Below are 18,317 nucleotides of genomic sequence, written 5' to 3'. Positions count from 1 at the left end.
CCAAGACCATTAGAGGTAATCTGACGACATGATCAAAACGGTCAAAACCGATCTCTACCAATCACCCTCACCACTTGAGTGGGCAACCATTGGTAACGGCATACTGTTCACCGCCCAGATTCCAATCGATGATCAGGGCAAGGTGGTTCCCGGGGGCATCGAGGCCCAGACGCACCAAACCATGAGGAACCTGTGCCATACAATTGACTGCGCCAACGCCAGTCTAACGGATGTCACTCAGGTGATGATTTACGTTACGGACAGGGCCTACCTGCCAACTGTGAACAAAATCTACGCGGAGTACTTCAAAGAACCTTATCCCAATCGAGCTGCTGTGGTAGTTGCTGGTCTCGCTCGAGAAGAAATATTTGTTGAACTGGTAGTTTATGCCGCAATTTCGAAATGAGACTTTCTTAATCTGTAGATAGCATTTCTCTATATTATTAGCCATTTCGATACAGGCCGGTTCCCGGCCTGCTCTACGCAATCTTTTTCCTACGTACGCACGCCGCCCGAACCGTTTCAGAAGCCACCCCGGCCAAAAGCCCGAAAAACGGATCGACCCAGACGGTAACCAGCGCTGTTATTGCGATCACCGGCCAGCACGACGGTTTAGCCATCCAAAGGCGCCTGGAGACACCAAGCTCGACCGCCGCCACCAACAACAAGGCCCCAAGCCCTGCCGTTGGAATCGCTGCAATGACTGAAAGGCCGTTCGGCATGAAGGCGACCAGAAGCAGGCCTGTTCCCAGAAGTACGGGTGCCACCCCGGTCCGGGCGCCGAAACGATAGTGGGCCGCCACACCACCGGCTCCATGACACATGGGCAAGGCTCCGAGCGGTACCAGAAACAGGTTGGCCAGGCCTGTGCTCACCGACAGCCGGGCCGGTGACACGCGATGCGATTGCTCGCCGAAATAATCCCCAACCACCAGAGACGTCAGTACGATGGCATTGGTTATCGTGAGCACCAGCTGGGGTAACACCACCGTTGAAATGGCCTGCTGCCATTCGTCTACGCCCGGTAACTGAGGCAACGTGAATGCAACGGAACCCCCCGCAGGAAGTGTGAGCCCCGGTGCCCCCAGCACTGCACCGAGCGCTAGAGACCCGCCAAGCCCCATCAGAGCTGCTGGCCAGTTCGGTAACAGCTTCAGCGTGAGGACCAAAATAGCTAAAGTGACCAGTCCCAGCGGCCACGAGGTGGCCATCAATCCCAGGCTCATGTTGGCCAGCAACACCCCCAGTCCCAGCTGGAGGCCGCTCAACACCGATCCGGGGACCAGACGGGCCACCCGGTTAATCCACCCGGTTGATCCCAGCAGCAGCAATATGGCCCCGATCAACAGGCCGCTGGCGATCAGGCTCCCGGAACTCACCTGGGTGGTCAGCAACAACGCAGCAACGGCTTTCATGGGCTGAACCGGTATCGGCAGGCGATAATACAGTCCCGTTGCGATATAGAACGCTGCGAACCCCAACAGGACCGGCACCGGTGCCAGCCCGGCAACGGCAACAGCCCCGAGACTCAGTGGCAGCAGGGTGCCCAGATCACCCAGAGCACCGCTGACCTCTTTTACTGAATCTTTATGGCTTGAATGCATACAGGCTCCCGGTTTCGCCCTGCCCCCGGGGTCAGAAGAAAGCTTTCTTCTGACCCCAATTTCATTCGCCCATTTATTGTTTGCACCGCTCAGGCGTTATACACAACCTGCCCCAATTCACCGATATCATAGCCACCCAGTGCCTCCGCGCGCTGGACGAAGCGCGCGCTACCGGCAAACGCCAGCAGCCGCTGCATGGCTGGCTCAAAGTAGTGGCGCCGGCGCATGGCCAGGTCAAAATGCTCCCGCTGCAGAGGGATAAAGGCCAGGCCCTGGCGGCGCGCCGCCGCTTCGATTCCAACCCCGACACCCGCTTCGCCCTGGCGAATCGCCAAAGCGAGATCATCCTCGCTCAGCGACGGGTGGGACGCCCACGTGAGATGCCCGGCATCGATGCGGTGGCGGGCGAGCAGGCTCTGCAGCAAATGGCTGACGCCGGCATCGGGCTGGCGGTGCGCCAGACGTATGCCAGGGCGTGCGATATCCTCAAGCCGCGCCAGTTGGTGAGGATTATCGGCAGCCACAAGAAGCCCCTGCTGGCGCTTTGCCCATCGAATCAGCACCAGATCGCGCATCCCGCTCAGCCCCAACGTGGCGGGATCATTGTAACGCTCGCTTTCCGTGTGCCAGATGTGCATGCCGGCAAGCATCGCACGCCCGTCGATCAGCCTTTGCACGCCATCGCCGCTGCCCTGGCACAGCAGCGCCAGCTCCGCGCCGCTCTCCTTCACGGCCCACTCCAGCAGGGGGTCCTGGCTGCCCGCGAGGACCGGGGGAGTCGGTGAACTGACGGCGTCGTCACCCTCCAGATGGTTCATCAACCACAGATCGATACGCTGACGCGGAAACAACAGCTTTCCCGTCACCCGCACACAGGGAATAACGCCCTGGCTGACCAGATCGTAGATCTTGCGTTCTTTCAGGCGCAGATACTCGGCGGCCTCGGCCGTGGTGAGGTAAGTGGGAAGGGGCATCGGTCTCTCCTGCTGTCCGGGAAAGCACAGGACTGTTTTTTGCTGCATAATTTTCAGCAGGCTGTGCAAAGCGTAGTCAAAGACGCCACGATGCTCAAATAACAAGGAGACGCAGCTGTGGAAAATAATGCGTTCTATGTGGCGCTATCGCTACTGTTAAACCTCGACACCTCGCTGTTTCAGATTGTGGTGCTTTCGCTGCAGGTTTCGCTTCTGGCGGTAGTGATCGCGGCTATGCTGGGGTTTCCCCTGGGGGCGGCGGTGGCGCTGTGGCGCTTTCCCGGGCGCGGAGGGGTGATTGTTGTGCTCAATGCCCTGATGGGGCTGCCGCCGGTTGTCGCCGGGCTGATGGTTTATCTGCTGCTCTCGCGCGCCGGGCCACTGGGCGAGTGGGGGCTTCTGTTTACACCGGGTGCCATGATCATTGCGCAGGTGGTGCTGGTGTTGCCGATTCTGGCTGCGCTCTCGCGTCAGAAGGTGGAGGAACTGCTGGGCGAGTACCGCGAGCAGTTCATGTCACTGGGTATGTCGCGCGGACGCATGATGCCCACCCTGCTGTGGGACGCCCGCTTTGCGCTGTTGACCATTCTGCTGGCCGGGTTTGGCCGCGCCAGTGCCGAAGTGGGCGCGGTGATGATGGTAGGCGGCAACATTGATGGGGTCACCCGGGTGATGACGACCGCCATCGTGCTTGAAACCGGCAAGGGCAACCTGCCGCTGGCACTTGGGCTGGGCATAGTGCTGCTGACGCTGGTCATGCTGATCAACGCAGGCGCCTATCTGGTCGGAGAACTGACCCGGAGACGGACAGGATGACCTCACTCAACGCGCCACTCCTTGCATCGTCGTCTCTTCTGTCACCGCCGGCACTGTGCTTTGAGAATGTGGCTTTCAACCACGAGGACAAGGTACTGCTCGGACCGTGCTCATTCACCCTGGAAGGCACCGGCCCGACCCTGGTGATGGGGCCTAACGGGGCGGGCAAGAGCCTTTTGCTGCGACTGGCTCACGGTTTGATCTTACCGACTCAGGGAAGGGTGGCGTGGTCAAGTGAAGGCACCCCCCGCCAGGCAATGGTATTCCAGCAACCGGTGCTTCTGCGCCGCTCGGCCGTGGCCAACCTTATTCACGCGCTGGCGGTGAATAACATCCCACGCAGGCAACGTTCGAAGCTCGCGTTTGACGCGCTTGAACGTTTTGGCCTGAGCGCCTGCGCCCATACGCCCGCACGCGTGCTCTCCGGAGGCCAGCAACAGCGTCTGGCTCTGGCGCGCGCCTGGGTACTTTCGCCCCAGGTGCTGTTCCTCGATGAACCCACTTCCGCACTCGACCCCGCAGCAATCAAGGCCGTAGAGGCGGCGGTGCGCGAGTTTCATCAACGGGGAACGCGCATCGTGATGACCACACACGATATCCATCAGGCCAGACGCCTGGCCGGAGATGTACTCTTTCTCTCTAGCGGAAAAGTTCGCGAACACACCCTTGCTGAAGCGTTTTTTGACGCGCCCGTCTCGAGGCAGGCACAAGCGTTTATTACCGGAGAACTGGTCGAATAATCCGGCCTCCATCTGCAAAAGGAGAAAACAATATGAACAGGATGCTAAACCTGGTACTTGCGGGCATTACCAGCTTCGGCCTGGCGTTCAGCGCTCACGCCGAGGACTACATCACCCTGGCCTCGACAACCTCGACCGAGAACTCCGGGCTGTTCGATGCCATCTTACCGAAGTTTGAAGACGCCACCGGCATCGAAGTGCGGGTGGTCGCGGTGGGCACCGGGCAGGCGTTCGAGATCGCCCGCCGCGGTGATGCCGACAGCCTTCTGGTGCACGATACCGCCGGCGAGCAACGCTTTGTCGAGAACGGCTTTGCCAGCGAGCGGGCCGACGTCATGTACAACGACTTCGTCCTGATCGGGCCAGCTGACGATCCGGCGAATATCCGTGAAGCGGAGAGTGCCGCCGAAGCATTCGCGGCTATCGCCGAGGCCGAGGCACCTTTCACCTCACGGGGCGATGATAGCGGCACCAATCGCGCCGAGCTGCGCCTCTGGAAAAGTGCAGGCGTCGAGCCGGACGGAGACTGGTACCGCGAGCTCGGCAGCGGTATGGGCCCGACACTCAACACCGCCGCCGCCATGGATGCGTACGTGATGTCGGATCGGGCAACCTGGGTGGCATTTGGAAACCCCCAGAACCTGACACTGCTTTTTGAAGGCGACGAAGTGCTGTTCAACCAGTACGGCAGCCTGTTGCTCTCCGAAGAGAAGCACCCTCACCTCAAGCATGAGCTGGCCCGGCAATGGCACAACTGGCTGATCTCCAAGGAAGGCCAGCAGGCGATTGCCGACTTCAAGGTGGATGGCCAACAGCTGTTTTTCCCGAATGCGAAGTAGCCCCTCTGAATAAGAGACCACCAAACCGCCCGCGCTTTGCCCTGGCCCCAAAAAACCTCAGCAATGCTGGGGTTTTTTATTGGCGGTAAGCAGCTGTTTTTCCCGAGTGGCAAATAGGCTAATCTCTGATAATGACCGTAAATTCTCCACCGCGGCGTCCATGAAACGGCTGTAACAAAAATGACGATTGATCCCATACTTCCCGATCCCAAGGATCCCCGGCTGTCCCGTGCTGTAGAGGGCGTTGACGAAACCGGTCAGGATAAATCAATCAGTGTGATCGAAGAGCGCCCACTGACCATCTACCTGAACAGTCAGGAGATCGTCACCGCTATGACTATTGGCGATCACCCGGAGTACCTGGCACTGGGTTTTCTTCTTAATCAGGGCATGCTCAAAGAGACCGATGAGGTCACCAGAATCGATTACGACGAAGAGCTGGAAGTCGTGGTGGTCCGCACGGCCGGCATCACGAATGTCGAGGACAAGCTGGAAAAGAAAACCCGGACGTCAGGCTGCGCCGTGGGCACGGTCTTTGGCGACATGATGGCGGGACTTGAGGGACTGGCACTGCCGGATACGCCGGTACACACAAGCACCTTTTATGATCTCTCCTACCAGATCAACCATACGCCCAGCCTGTATATGGAAACCGGTGCCATTCACGGAACTGCCCTGTGCCAGGGCCGGGAAATCCTGGCTTACATGGAGGATGTCGGACGTCACAACGCGGTCGACAAGATCGCAGGCTGGATGCACCTGAACGACATCCCGGCCGCAGACAAGGTTCTCTACACCACCGGCCGCCTGACCTCCGAAATGGTGATCAAGACCTCCCTGATGGGCATCCCGACCCTGATCAGCCGATCCGGTTTCACCGCCTGGGGCGTCGATATCGCCCGGCAGGTCGGGTTGACGCTGATCGGACGGATGCGGGGCAAGAAATTCACCTGCCTCAGTGGCCAGCACCGCCTGGTGTTCGATCAGGACCTGTCGCAGGTTCCCGATGAGGACAAGAAAATGCGTCGCAAAGGGGCAGAGCATGACTGAGTGCGCCGTCATCCTGGCCGGTGGTCAGGCAAACCGTATGGGTGGTGGTGATAAAGGACGACTGATGCTGGGCGATCGGTCATTGATCCAGCGTGTCATCGATCGCATCACGCCACAGGTGGACGCCGTGGTATTGAACGCTAACGGAGATCTGAGCCGTTTCGATGATCTGGGTTTGCCGGTGGTGGCCGACTCGATCCCCGGCTATGCCGGCCCTCTGGCGGGCGTGCTGGCCGGGATGGATTGGGCCGCCGAGCAAGGCCATGACTGGCTGATCAGCGTCGCCGCCGACACCCCGTCCTTCCCCCTGGACCTGGTCGAACGCTTCTCCGGGTACGAGACTCCTGTGGTATTGGCGGCGACGCCGGACCCGGAGCGTGGCCGGGTGCCCCAGCCGACCTTCGGCCGCTGGCAGGTCGCTTTGCGGCATGAGCTGAGAGCCGCCCTGAACGACGGTGTGCGCAAGATTCGCCAGTGGACACAAGCCCAGGGTGAGACACTGGTCATCTTTGGTGAGGACGACTTTTTCAACATCAACACGCCGGAAGATCTGGCCTGGGCGGAGCAGCATCTGAAGTGAACGTTATAGGTATCGTAGGCTGGAAAAATTCCGGAAAGACGACTCTGGCCAGCGCGTTGATTCGTGAGTTATCCAGCAGAGGATTAACCGTCAACTCGATCAAGCATGCCCATCACATGGTGGATGTGGATCAACCCGGTACCGACAGCTATAAACACCGGGAGGCCGGTGCCCGGGAAGTCATCCTGGCGGGCGGTCAGCGCTTTGCCATCATGCACGAGCTGCGCGGAGACAAGGAGCCCACACTGGACGAATTGCTGGCCCGATTGGCTCCCTGCGACTGGGTTGTGGTCGAGGGATTCAAGACCCATGCACACCCCAAGATCGAAGTGCACCGACAGGAGTCTTCCCGTGGCCCCCTTTACCGGGAAGACGCCAGTATTATTGCCCTGGCGACGGACTATGCGCCGGATTTTGCGGGCCCGGTTTTCGACGTAGACGATGTGCCCGGAATCGCTGACTTTATCCTGAACCGTGAACAACCATGAACGACACAACCAGTAACGGGGGAGCAATGAAACCGCTTCGCAACGACTGTTTTGCCCTGCCCCCCGGGGTGAACTGGACACCGGTAGACGAGGCACTGGAGCGGTTGCGCTCGCGCTTGCATCCTGTCGTGGGCGTGGATCGGGCGGTCGCATTGTCGCAGGTAAATGGCCGGATACTGGCCAGCGATGTGTACGCGCCTCGCGCCCACCCCCCCAGCAGCAACTCTGCGGTCGATGGCTATGCATTTGCCGGCCCCCTGACAGAAGTGCCCTGCACCATGCCCCTGGTGGATGGTCGCAGTGCCGCCGGCGAGCCTTACACCGGGCAGGTCCCCGAGGGCCATGCAATCCGGATCCTGACCGGGGCGGTGATGCCGGCAGGCACGGATACGGTGGTGCTCGAGGAGGATTGCGAGGTCGTCGATGGCCAGCTCCAGTTGAACGGCACATTAAAGGCGGGAGCCAATCGCCGTAAAGCCGGCGAGGACATCCAGGCGCAGGACCGGATCCTGACGGCGGGTACCCGCCTGACCCCTACCCAGATTTCGGTGCTGGCCAGTGTGGGGGTCGAGTCGGTCGACGTCTACCAGCGGCTCCGCGTCGGGGTCTTGTCGACGGGCGACGAAGTGAAACCCGTTGGTTCACCGGTTACCGACTGGCAAATCTACGATGCCAACCGCCCGATGCTGAGCGCCCTGGTATCGCAGCTGGGGTATGAGCTGGTGGACCTGGGCCATGTGCTCGACCGGGCCGATGACGTCAAGGCGGTCCTGGAACGAGGCGCCGAGCAGTGCGATCTGATCCTCACCAGTGGCGGCGTTTCCGCAGGAGACGAGGACCACGTGTCGAAAACGCTTAAAGCCCATGGCGAGATCAGCAACTGGCGTATTGCCATCAAACCCGGGCGTCCCCTGGCACTGGCCATGTTCAAAGGCACCCCGGTGGTGGGATTGCCGGGCAATCCGGTTGCCGCCTGGGTCTGCGCGCTGCGCTTTGGCGCGCCGGCCATGGCACTGCTGGCAGGAAGTGAGTGGTTCGACCCCCAGGGCTATCTCGTCCCTGCCAACTTTTCCAAGAACAAGAAGCCGGGGCGCAGTGAGATGTTGCGCGCCCGGATCCGCGATGGACAGGTTGAGGTGTTCGGTTCCGAAGGCTCGGGCCGGGTCACCGGCCTGGCCTGGTCCGAAGGCCTGGTGGATCTGGACGAGAGCGCCCGGCAGATAGAGCCAGGAACGCCCGTGCGGTTCATTCCCTACGGCAGCTTCGGGTTGTAATCACTCGTAGCTGCCGTGTACCGCAAAGGCCTCCAGCGAGGCATCCTGCGGGGCCCGGGAGCGATAGGTCTCCTCAACACCCAACTCGGTCAGCCGGCGGCTGACCATCAGCAGGGTGTTATCCTCGAAATCCTCACACATGCTGCGCATCTGATCGATTTCTTCGCAGGCGACGGGGTAGGCAGCGTCAATATCCGGCGCACCGTAGTGCTCTACAAAGGTTTGCGCCAGGGTCCGGCGGAGCTGCTCCAGTTCCGCTTCGGTGATGTCGCAGACGCCCACAAAGCTGGCGCGGCCACCCGACTCTACGCTGTACCAGCCGTTGCTGAAGGCTTGCCGGGCCTTGCCCTTCAGATCCGCCTCGGTCCAGTTGGAAAATTCAAAGCCGCCCGAGATCGCCCATTCACCGCTGGGAGCCGGCTTTTCAAATACATTGTCATCGGACACATCCAGTCGCAGGGTTCGGGCCAGTTTCATACGTGCTCCGCAAATTCAATCAAGCTCACTCTCTCGGTCATGACACCCTCGCGCAACAGCATCCGGCCTTTTTCATCAAGCCCCACGAAGAGTCCGGGCTTTGGCTGATCAATCATTTGACCCAGAGTGTCGCAGCGTGGCCGCCACTCGTTGTGCACCCGCTCGAACCCGCTGTCCATGAAGTAGGTCAGCCAGAGCAGCGTGTGTTTGGACCAGCTTTCCAGCAGCGCCATGGGGGTGATATCAACGCAACCTTCCTCGTACAGACAGGTTTGGTTCGGATTCTCGCCCGGCTCGTCACTCACGTGGAAAAAGGGCACATCAATGCCGATGACCAGCCAGTTGGGCTGCGCCCCGGGATCTGAAACATCCGCCGCAAAACGGACACTCCCGCAGAGCGCGCCATTCACCTTGATGCGATCGGGCCACTGAAAGTGGACGGGCACTTCCGGCGGGGCCAGTGCCCCCAGACTCTCGGCCAGGCCAATCTGGGCCACATAGACCGCCTGAATCGCCTCTTCCAGGGGCGTTTCCGGTGCCAGCACCAGAGCTGCGCGCAGCGTATCGATCGCCTCCGAGTAGAAGATCGTGCCCGAATCGACGCCTGCTATGGCGCGGCTGACAGCCTTGTCAAAAGGATCCGTGTGCCTGGGCACGACTTCGCCCGACAGCAGCGGCGGGAAATGGGGTGACTCGATCATCGGACAGCCCGGGCGTAGACGTCAGAGGCAATAATTTCGTCGGCGATACGCTGGAAGGCCCGGGCCTGCGGGCTATCGGGCTTTGACACCACAATGGGAACGCCGCCGTCCGATGCCACCCGGATATCGAGGTCAAGCGGGATTTCGCCGAGGAAGGGGGCGCCCAGCTTTTCGGCTTCCGCCCGGGCACCACCGGATCCAAACGGGTGGTGTTCCTTGCCACAGCCATCACAGACAAACGAAGCCATATTCTCGATCAGGCCGAACAGGGGCACATCCATCCGGTTGAACATATCAATGCCTTTGCGCGCGTCCATCAGGGCAACGTCCTGGGGTGTCGAGACCACCACGGCGCCGGCCACGAAAAACTTCTGACTCAGGGTCATCTGGACGTCACCGGTGCCCGGGGGCAGATCCACCAGCAGCACATCCAGCTTGCCCCAGTCCACCTGGTTCATCATCTGTTGCAGGGCGCCCATCAGCATCGGCCCGCGCCAGACGATGGCTTCGTCATCCGGGGCCATCAGCCCCAGGGACATCAGCGTCACCCCGTGATTGCGCAGCGGCAGGATGGTGTGCCCGTCGGGGCTGGACGGGCGACCTGATACACCCAGCATGCGGGGCTGGCTGGGCCCGTAGACATCGGCGTCCAACAGACCCACTTTCAGGCCTTTCGAGGCCAGCGCAACCGCCAGATTCGAGGCCACCGTCGACTTGCCCACGCCACCCTTGCCCGAGGCGATGGCGATGATGCGGTCAATGCCCGTGGGGTTCTTGTCCTGCGGCCGGGGCGCATCGGTACCAATCAGGTTGTCCTTTCCTACTTCGGTGTATTGAACCATGTCATATCCTGTCTGGTTTTCAGCTGTCCCGATAGTCGTCACTGGTGCGAACCCGGGGACGCTCGCCTCCCGCCATGGGAGCGTTGTCGCCGTGGTATTGGGCCTTGACCCGACAATCGTCACACATCTTGATCAGCTGGACATTGTCAGAGTTGGTGTACATCCAGTGCTGGTTTTCCAGTTTTTCAACAATCCGGTTGATGGTGCTGGCAACACCAAACGGCTTGCCACACTGGATGCACTCGAACGGTTCCTCGCCATGGAGTGCCCGGGCACTCAGCGCGTCCTTCGACAGATCCAGACGGGGCTTCAACGTGATGGCCGTCTCGGGGCAGGTGCTCTGGCAGATACCGCACTGGACGCAGGCGTTTTCCGTGAACTGAACCTCCGGCCGGTCGGGGTGGTCGCCAAGGGCGCCGGTCGGACACAGCGACACGCAAGCCAGACAGAGTGTGCATTTGTCGGAGTCGATCTCGATCGCACCGTAAGGTGCACCCACTGGCAGGGGGATGGGCGCCTCCAGGCTCTCCGCCATCGCCGTGGCGGTGACCCGGGTAATGTCGCGGCGACCGCCGACCAGCAAAACCGGCTCGCTCACCCGCCCGGCGTTGTCGCCAGCTGCGCACAGTTCGATGGCTTCGATAACCCGGACCCGGCTGGGAGAGTTCCGGGTGCCCGTGAGCATGGCCCGGGCCAGCTCCACCTCCGCAGTAACCGCCCGTCGGTCTATCTCGTTGTCTGCCAGGATCAGGACTTCGGCGTAGCCGGCCCCGAATGCAGCCATGATCTCGGCGTGGCCGATCCGGTCTATGTGCTCCAGTCCCAGCGGGATCAGATCGTCCGCCAGCCCGTCGTCGTAACGGGCCAGATAGGCAATGGCTTCCGTACCCGCATTCAGCGTGTGAAAGACCAGCCGTGGGGCTTCGTTGGCATGCTCGCGATAGACGCTGGCCATGACCTCCAGGTTTCGGGTGATGGCCTCGAAAGAGGTTTCGTTCATGGTCACGGCAGAGGTCGGGCAGACCGCCGCACAGGATCCGCACCCGGCGCAGATATCGGAATCGATCTGTATGTGGTCACCAGCGGAGAAGATGGCCTCGGTGGGACAGACATCCAGACAACGGGTACAACCGGTCTGGTTCGCCCGTGAGTGCGCACACAAGGATTCTTCCAGCCTGAAATATACGGTTTTCTCGAACTCACCCACCCGCTCCCTGGCGGTCAACGCAATGCGCTCCAACTCTCCGGTTTTGGCCGGGTCGGCCCAGAAATAGCCGTTGCGCTTCTGATGACTGGGAAACGCCGGAGCGCCGCCGCGCAGGTCGATAAATACGTCGCACTCGCTCCGGGCGGTGGCTTTCATCTCGCCATAACCGAGCTCGCCTCGGCCAGCAGGGTTCAGCATTTGCAGCCGGGCAAACTCCAGCTTGAAGTTGCCCAACGCGCCATAGGCGGCGGTCAATTGTCCTTTGGCCACGTCGTAACCCGCAGACGGCAGCTTTATCGGACCGGAATCATTGACGATACAGGTGACACCCAGCTCGTCCTGAACCAGCTCTGCCATCCGGATGGCCTGCTCGGTTGGGCCGACAATGCAGCACACACCGCTGGACTGTATGGTTTTTACCGGCGCCACGGGTGCCGGTAATCCGGCGGCGGCCATCAGCGCGGCCTGCTTGGCATGCAGACGCTTCGGGTTTGCGTCCGGCGCGCTCCAGCCAGCGCGATCCCGGATATCGATGGTGCCCAGTGGCGCGGAATGCTGGATTTCAGCCTGGATGTCCTCGCTCAAACGTTCGAACAGGGCGGCCTGCTGGCCACAGGCGATCAGCACCTCGCTACTGCCACTCAGGTGCTCGGCAGCGATCTTCATGTCCTTGCCGCACAGCTGATCCACGGCGATCACCTGCCCGGCGGAGGCAGCCGCCTTCAGTGCCTCTGGATCAAAGGACTGTGTTTTATCGCAGCTACATAACAGTAGGGTCTTGGATGCCGTCATCAGGATGTTGACTCTTTTCGTTGTTGTTATGCGTATACGTGTACATGCCGTTCTTAGAGCATGCCACAGCCTTTTGTGCTTGGACAATTGGATAATCATTTGGGTCCTGCTAGCTTTAAGCTATAACAAGAAGAGAGTCATCATGAGCAGTCGCACAGAACATTGGACACGGGAGTTGCAGGTTGGCGCGGTCGTTCGCCGGTCGCCGGGGGTAACACGGTGGGCGAAGAACGTCTGGAAGCCAGTGGCCGTTATACCGGGCGCTCCGGAGGCGTTCTGGAAAGAAATGGTCCGAGAGGGCGAGGTGATCGATTACCACGCAGGCACCGTGACAATGGAACTTTTCCGCGCCGATGTGGAAGGCTATCTCGTATCCCTGAATATGATCGTTCCCTCCGTCTGGGTCGTAATGGATAAGGACCAGACCGGCCGCTCTCCATCCGGGTGGGTAGTCAGCACCATCACCGCCAGTGCCCATGAGGCGCTGGATGCTCTGGACAGTGGCGAGAGCATCGTCGAAGCCGTCCCGATTCCGGAGTCGCTGGCAGCCTGGATCAAGGAGTTTATCGACATGCACTACATCGAAGAGCCTTTCAAGAAACGCCGCCGTGACGAAGTCCGTGTCGACGCCGTCGAGGATGGCAAGGGCGATCCTCGCATTCGCCAGGAGAGCGACGTCTACCGCGCACCTTCCAACATCAGGAAACCAAGGTTGCAGTGATGGCTGAGTCACGTTTCCAGCGTTGGTCACGAAGGAAATCCGAGGTTCGCAAACAGGCCGAGCCCACCCCTCCTCCGGGCATTGAGTCCGCACCCTACCCCGAAGAGCAGGAATCCGCCGCGCGCGAACTCGCTGTGAATGAAGCCCTGCCGGAACGTGAGGTGCTGGATAAGTACGGCCTGCCAGATCCGGATACCATCGAGTTGGGCGCGGACATTACAGGCTTCATGCGAAAAGAGATTCCTGAACTGTTGCGTCGTAAGGCCCTGCGGGCACTGTGGAAATCCAACCCGGTCCTGGCGGTGCTGGATGGCCTCAATGACTACGACGAAGACTACACGGATGCCGCTCTTGCGACGAAGAGCGTGAACACCCTCTACAAAGCGGGTCAGGGATTCATCGAGAAAAAGAACCGTGGCGTTGGGCACGAAGAGGTTCCGGCCGGGCAGCGGACCAGTGCTTCAGAGCCGATCGCTCCAGACCCGGAACCGGCTGCCCCTGCCGGCACCAACAAGGAATCAGAGCCCGAAACCGCAGCCACACCCTCCTCGACGACGCGCCCTGTAGAGTCGGCCTCCAACGAGACCGACGATGGACCAGAGCCGCGCTATCGGCCCAGGATGCGCTTTGAGTCCTAGGCTTGTTGCACCGGGCACAGGTTAGGACTATAACTTAAAATTAACTGTTCAAAAGTCAAACAACAATTCTAAGGGACAAGACTTGGCTAACACTGCTGAACTTCAGTGCCCTCGCTCGATCACTGAAGAAGATCGCGCCCGGGCTCAAATCTACCAGTTGCTGGCTGTTCTGCTGGGTGGTCCGCCTTCTGGCGAGCTGCTCAACGGGCTCGCGTCCCTCAAGGGCGACGATAGCCCCCTGGGTTCCGCCTATAAGAATCTGGCTGCGCTTGCCGAACGCACTTCACCTCATGATGCCGAGCGGGAGTTCAACAACCTTTTTGTGGGACTCGGCCGCGGTGAGCTGTTGCCGTATGCCAGTTATTACCTGACCGGTTTCCTCAACGAGAAGCCCCTTGCGGATCTGCGTACCGATCTGAGAGCCAGGGGCATCAAAGCCAGTGAGGGCGTCAAGGAACCCGAAGATCACATCAGCACGCTGTGCGAAATCATGGCGGGCATCATTACCGGCGAGTTCGCGTGCGATAGCGACTTGCCGTCACAGAAAGCCTTTTTTGACGCGCACCTGGCAAAGTGGGCGGCGTTGTTTTTTACCGATTTGGAAGAAGCGCAAAGCGCAGTCGTCTATGCGCCTGTGGGCTCGCTTGGGCGGGCTTTCATGACCGTAGAGGCTGACGCCTTTGCAATTCAATAACCGGGATCGGCCAGATCCCTTAACTCAGGTGGAGGAGTCCGATGGACAACCCGAAGCGTGAAAACAGCCGTCGCCGTTTCCTGCAAATGGCAGCAGCCGCAGCGCCCGCTGCCGTTGCGATGGCCGTTGCGCCGAACGCCGCAGCCGAGGTCGTGAAGGAGGCCCCGAAAAGCCGCGGACTGCGTGACACTGAACACACACGTAAATATTTCGAATCGGCTCGCTTTTGAGGAAGCGTGAATCATTCAAGGTTGCGTGATGCTCTTGGATGATCACACCTCCGGAAAACGAGAACAAAAAGAGAGAGGTACGTGACATGTTACGGAAGAAAACCAACGGGGTAGCGAAAGGCCCCCGTGCGGGATCTTTGCTTTCATCCCTCGCTGCCAGGACTATGGACCGTCGTGGTTTTTTGGCGGCCTCCGGTGTGACTGTGGGGGGCGGCCTGGCGGCTTTGTCCCTGACGCCAGGGCGGGTCGAAGCCGCGACCGCTTCGACCGAAGGCGGGGAAACCGTTATCAGAAAGTCCGTGTGTACCCACTGCTCGGTGGGCTGCACGGTCGAGGCCGAAGTGCAGAACGGCGTCTGGACCGGCCAGGAGCCGGGATGGGACAGCCCGTTTAACCTGGGGGCTCACTGTGCCAAAGGCGCTTCGGTGCGCGAGCACGCCCACGGCGAACGTCGCCTCAAGTCTCCGATGAAAATGGTCGATGGCCAGTGGCAGAAAATCTCGTGGGAAACCGCCATCAACGAGATCGGCGACAAGATGCTGCAGATCCGCGACGAAAGCGGCCCCGATTCGGTCTATTGGCTGGGCAGTGCCAAGTTCAACAATGAACAGGCGTACCTCTACCGGAAGTTTGCTGCCTATTGGGGCACCAACAACGTCGACCACCAGGCCCGGATCTGCCACTCAACCACAGTAGCCGGGGTAGCCAACACCTGGGGCTACGGTGCGATGACCAACTCCTACAACGACATCCACAAGTCCCAGGCGATCTTCCTGATCGGCGGCAACCCCGCCGAAGCACACCCGGTGTCGCTGCTTCATATCCTGAAGGCCAAAGAGGAAAACAACGCACCGCTTATCGTGTGTGACCCGCGTTTCACGCGCACCGCCGCTCATGCGGACGAGTTTGTGCGCTTCCGGCCGGGATCGGACGTTGCGCTGGTCTGGGGCATTCTCTGGCACATCTTCGAGAACGGCTGGGAAGACAAGGAGTTTATCCGTACCCGCGTATGGGGCATGGACGAAATCCGTGACGAGGTGAAACGCTGGAATCCGGAGGAGGTCGAGCGTGTTACCGGTGCACCGGGCGCACAGCTTGAGCGCGTCGCCCGAACCCTGGTCAACAACCGTCCCGGCACCGTCATCTGGTGTATGGGGGGTACCCAGCACACCAATGGTAACAACAACACCCGCGCTTACTGCATCCTGCAGCTGGCCCTGGGCAACATGGGGGTTTCCGGCGGCGGCACCAACATCTTCCGCGGGCACGACAACGTTCAGGGCGCCACCGACCTGGGGGTCCTGGCGGACACCCTCCCCGGCTATTACGGTCTGAGCGCCGGCGCCTGGGCACACTGGGCACGCGTCTGGGAAGAGGACCTGGACTGGCTGAAGGGCCGGTTCGCCGTGTGGGACAAGAACGGCAAGTCCAAGGCCATGATGAACGAGAAGGGCATCCCTGTTTCTCGCTGGATCGATGGTGTTCTGGAAGCCAAGGAAAACCTAGAGCAGCCCGATAACACCCGGGCGATGGTTCTGTGGGGCCACGCACCCAACTCCCAGACCCGGATGCTCGAAATGAAGGAAGCCATGGAAAAACTCGACCTGCTGGTCGTCGTGGATCCCTTCCCGACCGTCTCTGCGGTATTGCACGATCGGAAAGATGGCGCCTACCTGCTGCCAACGACCACCCAGTTCGAGACTTATGGTTCAGTAACCGCTTCGAACCGTTCGCTCCAGTGGCGTGAGAAGGTCATCGACCCGCTCTTCGACTCCAAGGTCGACCACGAAATCATGAAGCTCTTTGCGGACAAGTTCGGTTTCACCGATCGCATGTTCCGCAACATTGCAATTGAAGGCGACGAGCCGTCGATTGAGGACATCACCCGTGAATTCAACCGCGGCATGTGGACCATCGGCTATACGGGTCAGTCCCCCGAGCGTCTCAAGAAACACATGAAGTACCAGCATCACTTCGACAAGACTACCCTTCGAGCAAATGGTGGTCCCTGCGATGGCGATGTCTATGGGCTGCCATGGCCGTCCTGGGGAACAGCGGAAATGAACCATCCGGGCACGCCCAACCTGTACGACATGTCGTTGCCGGTTTCCAAGGGTGGCCTCACCTTCCGGGCCCGGTTCGGTGTCGAGCGGAACGGCGAAAACCTGCTGGCTGAAGGCGTCTACTCGAAAAATTCCGAGATCAAGGACGGCTACCCCGAGTTCACCATGCAGATGCTGATGGATCTGGGCTGGGACAAGGACCTCACCGAGGAAGAGCGCGCTACCATTGAGGCGGTTGCCGGTCCCGAGACCAACTGGAAAACCGACCTGTCAGGCGGTATCCAGCGCGTTGCCATCAAGCACGAATGCGCACCCTTCGGTAACGCCAAGGCGCGCGCTGTCGTCTGGAACTTCCCGGATCCGGTGCCGCTCCATCGCGAGCCCCTCTACACCACGCGTCGGGACTTGGTGGAGGACTACCCCACTTACGAGGACAAGACCTTCTGGCGTGTTCCAACTTTGTACGAGTCCATTCAGAAGAATGACTTCAGCAAGGACTTCCCCATCATTCTGACCTCCGGCCGTCTGGTCGAGTATGAGGGTGGTGGTGACGAGACACGCTCAAACCCCTGGCTGGCAGAACTGCAGCAGGAGATGTTCATCGAGGTGAATCCGCGCGATGCGAACAACCTGAACATTCGTGACGGCAAGGACGTCTGGGTGTCTGGCCCGGAAGGCGGACGCATCAAGGTCAAGGCAATGGTGACGGAACGCGTTGGTGAGGGCGTCGCCTTCATGCCGTTCCACTTTGGCGGAGAGCTGGAGGGCAAGAGCCTGAGGGACAAGTACCCCGAGGGCGCCGATCCAATTGTTTTGGGTGAATCCACCAACGTTGTTCAAACATACGGGTACGACTCGGTCACGCAGATGCAGGAGACCAAGGCCACCCTGTGTTCGATTATGCCGGCATAGTGAGAGGTGTAGACCATGGCACTTGAAGGACAAGCACGCGCAAAATTCCTTTGCGACGCCGAACGCTGCATCGAATGCAATGCCTGCGTAACGGCCTGTAAAAATGAGCATGAGGTCCCTTGGGGCATCAACCGTCGACGCGTGGTGACCATCGAAGATGGCACGCCCGGTGAGCGCTCGATCTCGGTCGCCTGCATGCACTGCTCGGACGCGCCCTGTATGGCCGTCTGCCCGGTGGACTGCTTCTACCAGACCGAGGACGGCATCGTGTTGCACTCCAAGGATCTGTGTATCGGTTGTGGGTACTGCTTCTATGCCTGCCCATTCGGCGCGCCCCAGTTCCCCCAGGCGGGCAACTTTGGCAGCCGGGGCAAGATGGACAAATGCACGTTCTGTGCAGGCGGTCCGGAGGAAGATAATTCCACTGCCGAATTCTCCAAGTACGGCCGCAACCGTATCGCAGAGGGCAAATTGCCACTCTGTGCGGAAATGTGCTCGACCAAAGCCCTGTTGGCCGGCGACGGCAACGAGGTGGCGGACATCTACCGCCAGCGTGTGGTGAACCGCGGGTTCGGTTCCGGCGCCTGGGGATGGGGCACAGCCTATGAGAAGAAGGCGCCATAAGCTGATCTGAGTGTTCCGGGACCCTGCGGGGTCCCGGCATTCAATGAGGCA

Annotated in this window: 20 protein-coding genes; 14 read left to right on the top strand and 6 right to left on the bottom strand. The window is 60.3% G+C overall.

The window, feature by feature from the left end; translation table 11 throughout:
- Positions 1-28: 28 nt before the first annotated feature.
- On the top strand, positions 29-406 hold the full coding sequence (locus tag MD273_RS13460; RefSeq protein WP_239038299.1) for a RidA family protein: 378 nt from the start codon (positions 29-31) through the stop codon (positions 404-406).
- Between the two features lie 73 nt (positions 407-479).
- Here the strand turns inward: MD273_RS13460 and MD273_RS13455 are convergent, their stop codons facing one another.
- A complete protein-coding gene (locus tag MD273_RS13455) occupies positions 480-1,604 on the bottom strand; it encodes a putative sulfate/molybdate transporter (RefSeq protein ID WP_239038298.1) in 1,125 nt (374 codons plus the stop codon).
- Positions 1,605-1,693: 89 nt separating this feature from the next.
- Entirely contained in the window at positions 1,694-2,578 is an 885-nt protein-coding gene (locus tag MD273_RS13450; RefSeq protein WP_239038297.1) for a substrate-binding domain-containing protein, read from the bottom strand.
- Between the two features lie 117 nt (positions 2,579-2,695).
- Here MD273_RS13450 and MD273_RS13445 point away from each other — a divergent pair, with 117 nt between their 5' ends.
- The 7 genes from MD273_RS13445 (at position 2,696) to MD273_RS13415 (ending at position 8,365) form a co-directional block, all read left to right on the top strand.
- A complete protein-coding gene (locus tag MD273_RS13445; protein ID WP_239038296.1) occupies positions 2,696-3,394 on the top strand; it encodes an ABC transporter permease in 699 nt (232 codons plus the stop codon).
- Positions 3,391-4,134: an ATP-binding cassette domain-containing protein gene (locus tag MD273_RS13440; RefSeq protein ID WP_239038295.1), complete on the top strand. Its 744-nt coding sequence runs from the start codon at positions 3,391-3,393 to the stop codon at positions 4,132-4,134. Before MD273_RS13445 ends, MD273_RS13440 begins: the two co-directional genes overlap by 4 nt.
- Before the next feature lie 32 nt (positions 4,135-4,166).
- Positions 4,167-4,973: an ABC transporter substrate-binding protein gene (locus tag MD273_RS13435; RefSeq protein ID WP_239038294.1), complete on the top strand. Its 807-nt coding sequence runs from the start codon at positions 4,167-4,169 to the stop codon at positions 4,971-4,973.
- A 180-nt stretch (positions 4,974-5,153) separates the two neighbouring features.
- Positions 5,154-6,023, top strand: a complete 870-nt coding sequence (locus MD273_RS13430) for a formate dehydrogenase accessory sulfurtransferase FdhD (protein WP_239038293.1) — start codon at positions 5,154-5,156, stop codon at positions 6,021-6,023.
- Positions 6,016-6,603, top strand: a complete 588-nt coding sequence (mobA, locus tag MD273_RS13425) for a molybdenum cofactor guanylyltransferase MobA (RefSeq protein ID WP_239038292.1) — start codon at positions 6,016-6,018, stop codon at positions 6,601-6,603. The genes MD273_RS13430 and mobA overlap by 8 nt, the downstream gene beginning before the upstream one ends.
- Positions 6,600-7,091 carry a molybdopterin-guanine dinucleotide biosynthesis protein B gene (mobB, locus tag MD273_RS13420; protein ID WP_239038291.1) on the top strand — a complete coding sequence of 164 codons (492 nt, stop codon included), beginning with the start codon at positions 6,600-6,602 and terminating at the stop codon, positions 7,089-7,091. Before mobA ends, mobB begins: the two co-directional genes overlap by 4 nt.
- Positions 7,092-7,117: 26 nt before the next feature.
- A complete protein-coding gene (locus tag MD273_RS13415; protein ID WP_239038290.1) occupies positions 7,118-8,365 on the top strand; it encodes a molybdopterin-binding protein in 1,248 nt (415 codons plus the stop codon).
- Here the strand turns inward: MD273_RS13415 and MD273_RS13410 are convergent, their stop codons facing one another.
- The 4 genes from MD273_RS13410 to MD273_RS13395 are packed head-to-tail and all read right to left on the bottom strand — an operon-like array spanning position 8,366 to position 12,384.
- Positions 8,366-8,842: a DUF6505 family protein gene (locus tag MD273_RS13410; protein WP_239038289.1), complete on the bottom strand. Its 477-nt coding sequence runs from the start codon at positions 8,840-8,842 to the stop codon at positions 8,366-8,368. It abuts the gene before it with no gap.
- Positions 8,839-9,543, bottom strand: coding sequence for a biotin/lipoate--protein ligase family protein (locus MD273_RS13405; RefSeq protein ID WP_239038288.1), 705 nt, complete (start codon positions 9,541-9,543; stop codon positions 8,839-8,841). Before MD273_RS13405 ends, MD273_RS13410 begins: the two co-directional genes overlap by 4 nt.
- Positions 9,540-10,385: an Mrp/NBP35 family ATP-binding protein gene (locus MD273_RS13400; RefSeq protein ID WP_239038287.1), complete on the bottom strand. Its 846-nt coding sequence runs from the start codon at positions 10,383-10,385 to the stop codon at positions 9,540-9,542. Before MD273_RS13400 ends, MD273_RS13405 begins: the two co-directional genes overlap by 4 nt.
- Before the next feature lie 19 nt (positions 10,386-10,404).
- Positions 10,405-12,384, bottom strand: a complete 1,980-nt coding sequence (locus tag MD273_RS13395; RefSeq protein ID WP_239038286.1) for a 4Fe-4S binding protein — start codon at positions 12,382-12,384, stop codon at positions 10,405-10,407.
- Between the two features lie 142 nt (positions 12,385-12,526).
- Here MD273_RS13395 and MD273_RS13390 point away from each other — a divergent pair, with 142 nt between their 5' ends.
- From MD273_RS13390 to fdh3B, 6 genes are all read left to right on the top strand, one after another.
- A complete protein-coding gene (locus MD273_RS13390) occupies positions 12,527-13,105 on the top strand; it encodes a DUF3305 domain-containing protein (RefSeq protein WP_239038285.1) in 579 nt (192 codons plus the stop codon).
- The gene (locus tag MD273_RS13385) at positions 13,105-13,743 is read left to right on the top strand and encodes a DUF3306 domain-containing protein (RefSeq protein ID WP_239038284.1); all 639 of its coding nucleotides are present in this window, start codon (positions 13,105-13,107) and stop codon (positions 13,741-13,743) included. Before MD273_RS13390 ends, MD273_RS13385 begins: the two co-directional genes overlap by 1 nt.
- Positions 13,744-13,825: 82 nt before the next feature.
- Positions 13,826-14,437 (top strand): TorD/DmsD family molecular chaperone, encoded by a 612-nt coding sequence (locus tag MD273_RS13380; RefSeq protein ID WP_239038283.1) that lies wholly within the window; start codon positions 13,826-13,828, stop codon positions 14,435-14,437.
- A 41-nt stretch (positions 14,438-14,478) separates the two neighbouring features.
- Positions 14,479-14,667 (top strand): twin-arginine translocation signal domain-containing protein, encoded by a 189-nt coding sequence (locus MD273_RS13375; protein WP_239038282.1) that lies wholly within the window; start codon positions 14,479-14,481, stop codon positions 14,665-14,667.
- An 86-nt stretch (positions 14,668-14,753) separates the two neighbouring features.
- Positions 14,754-17,642, top strand: coding sequence for a formate dehydrogenase subunit alpha (locus tag MD273_RS13370; RefSeq protein ID WP_239038281.1), 2,889 nt, complete (start codon positions 14,754-14,756; stop codon positions 17,640-17,642).
- Between the two features lie 15 nt (positions 17,643-17,657).
- Positions 17,658-18,266 carry a formate dehydrogenase FDH3 subunit beta gene (gene fdh3B, locus MD273_RS13365; RefSeq protein ID WP_239038280.1) on the top strand — a complete coding sequence of 203 codons (609 nt, stop codon included), beginning with the start codon at positions 17,658-17,660 and terminating at the stop codon, positions 18,264-18,266.
- Positions 18,267-18,317 lie beyond the last annotated feature (51 nt).

The organism is Marinobacter sp. C7 (assembly GCF_022343555.1).
Classification (GTDB): domain Bacteria; phylum Pseudomonadota; class Gammaproteobacteria; order Pseudomonadales; family Oleiphilaceae; genus Marinobacter.
Note: the sequence above shows the minus strand (reverse complement) of the source record. Positions and strands in the feature narration are given on the sequence as shown.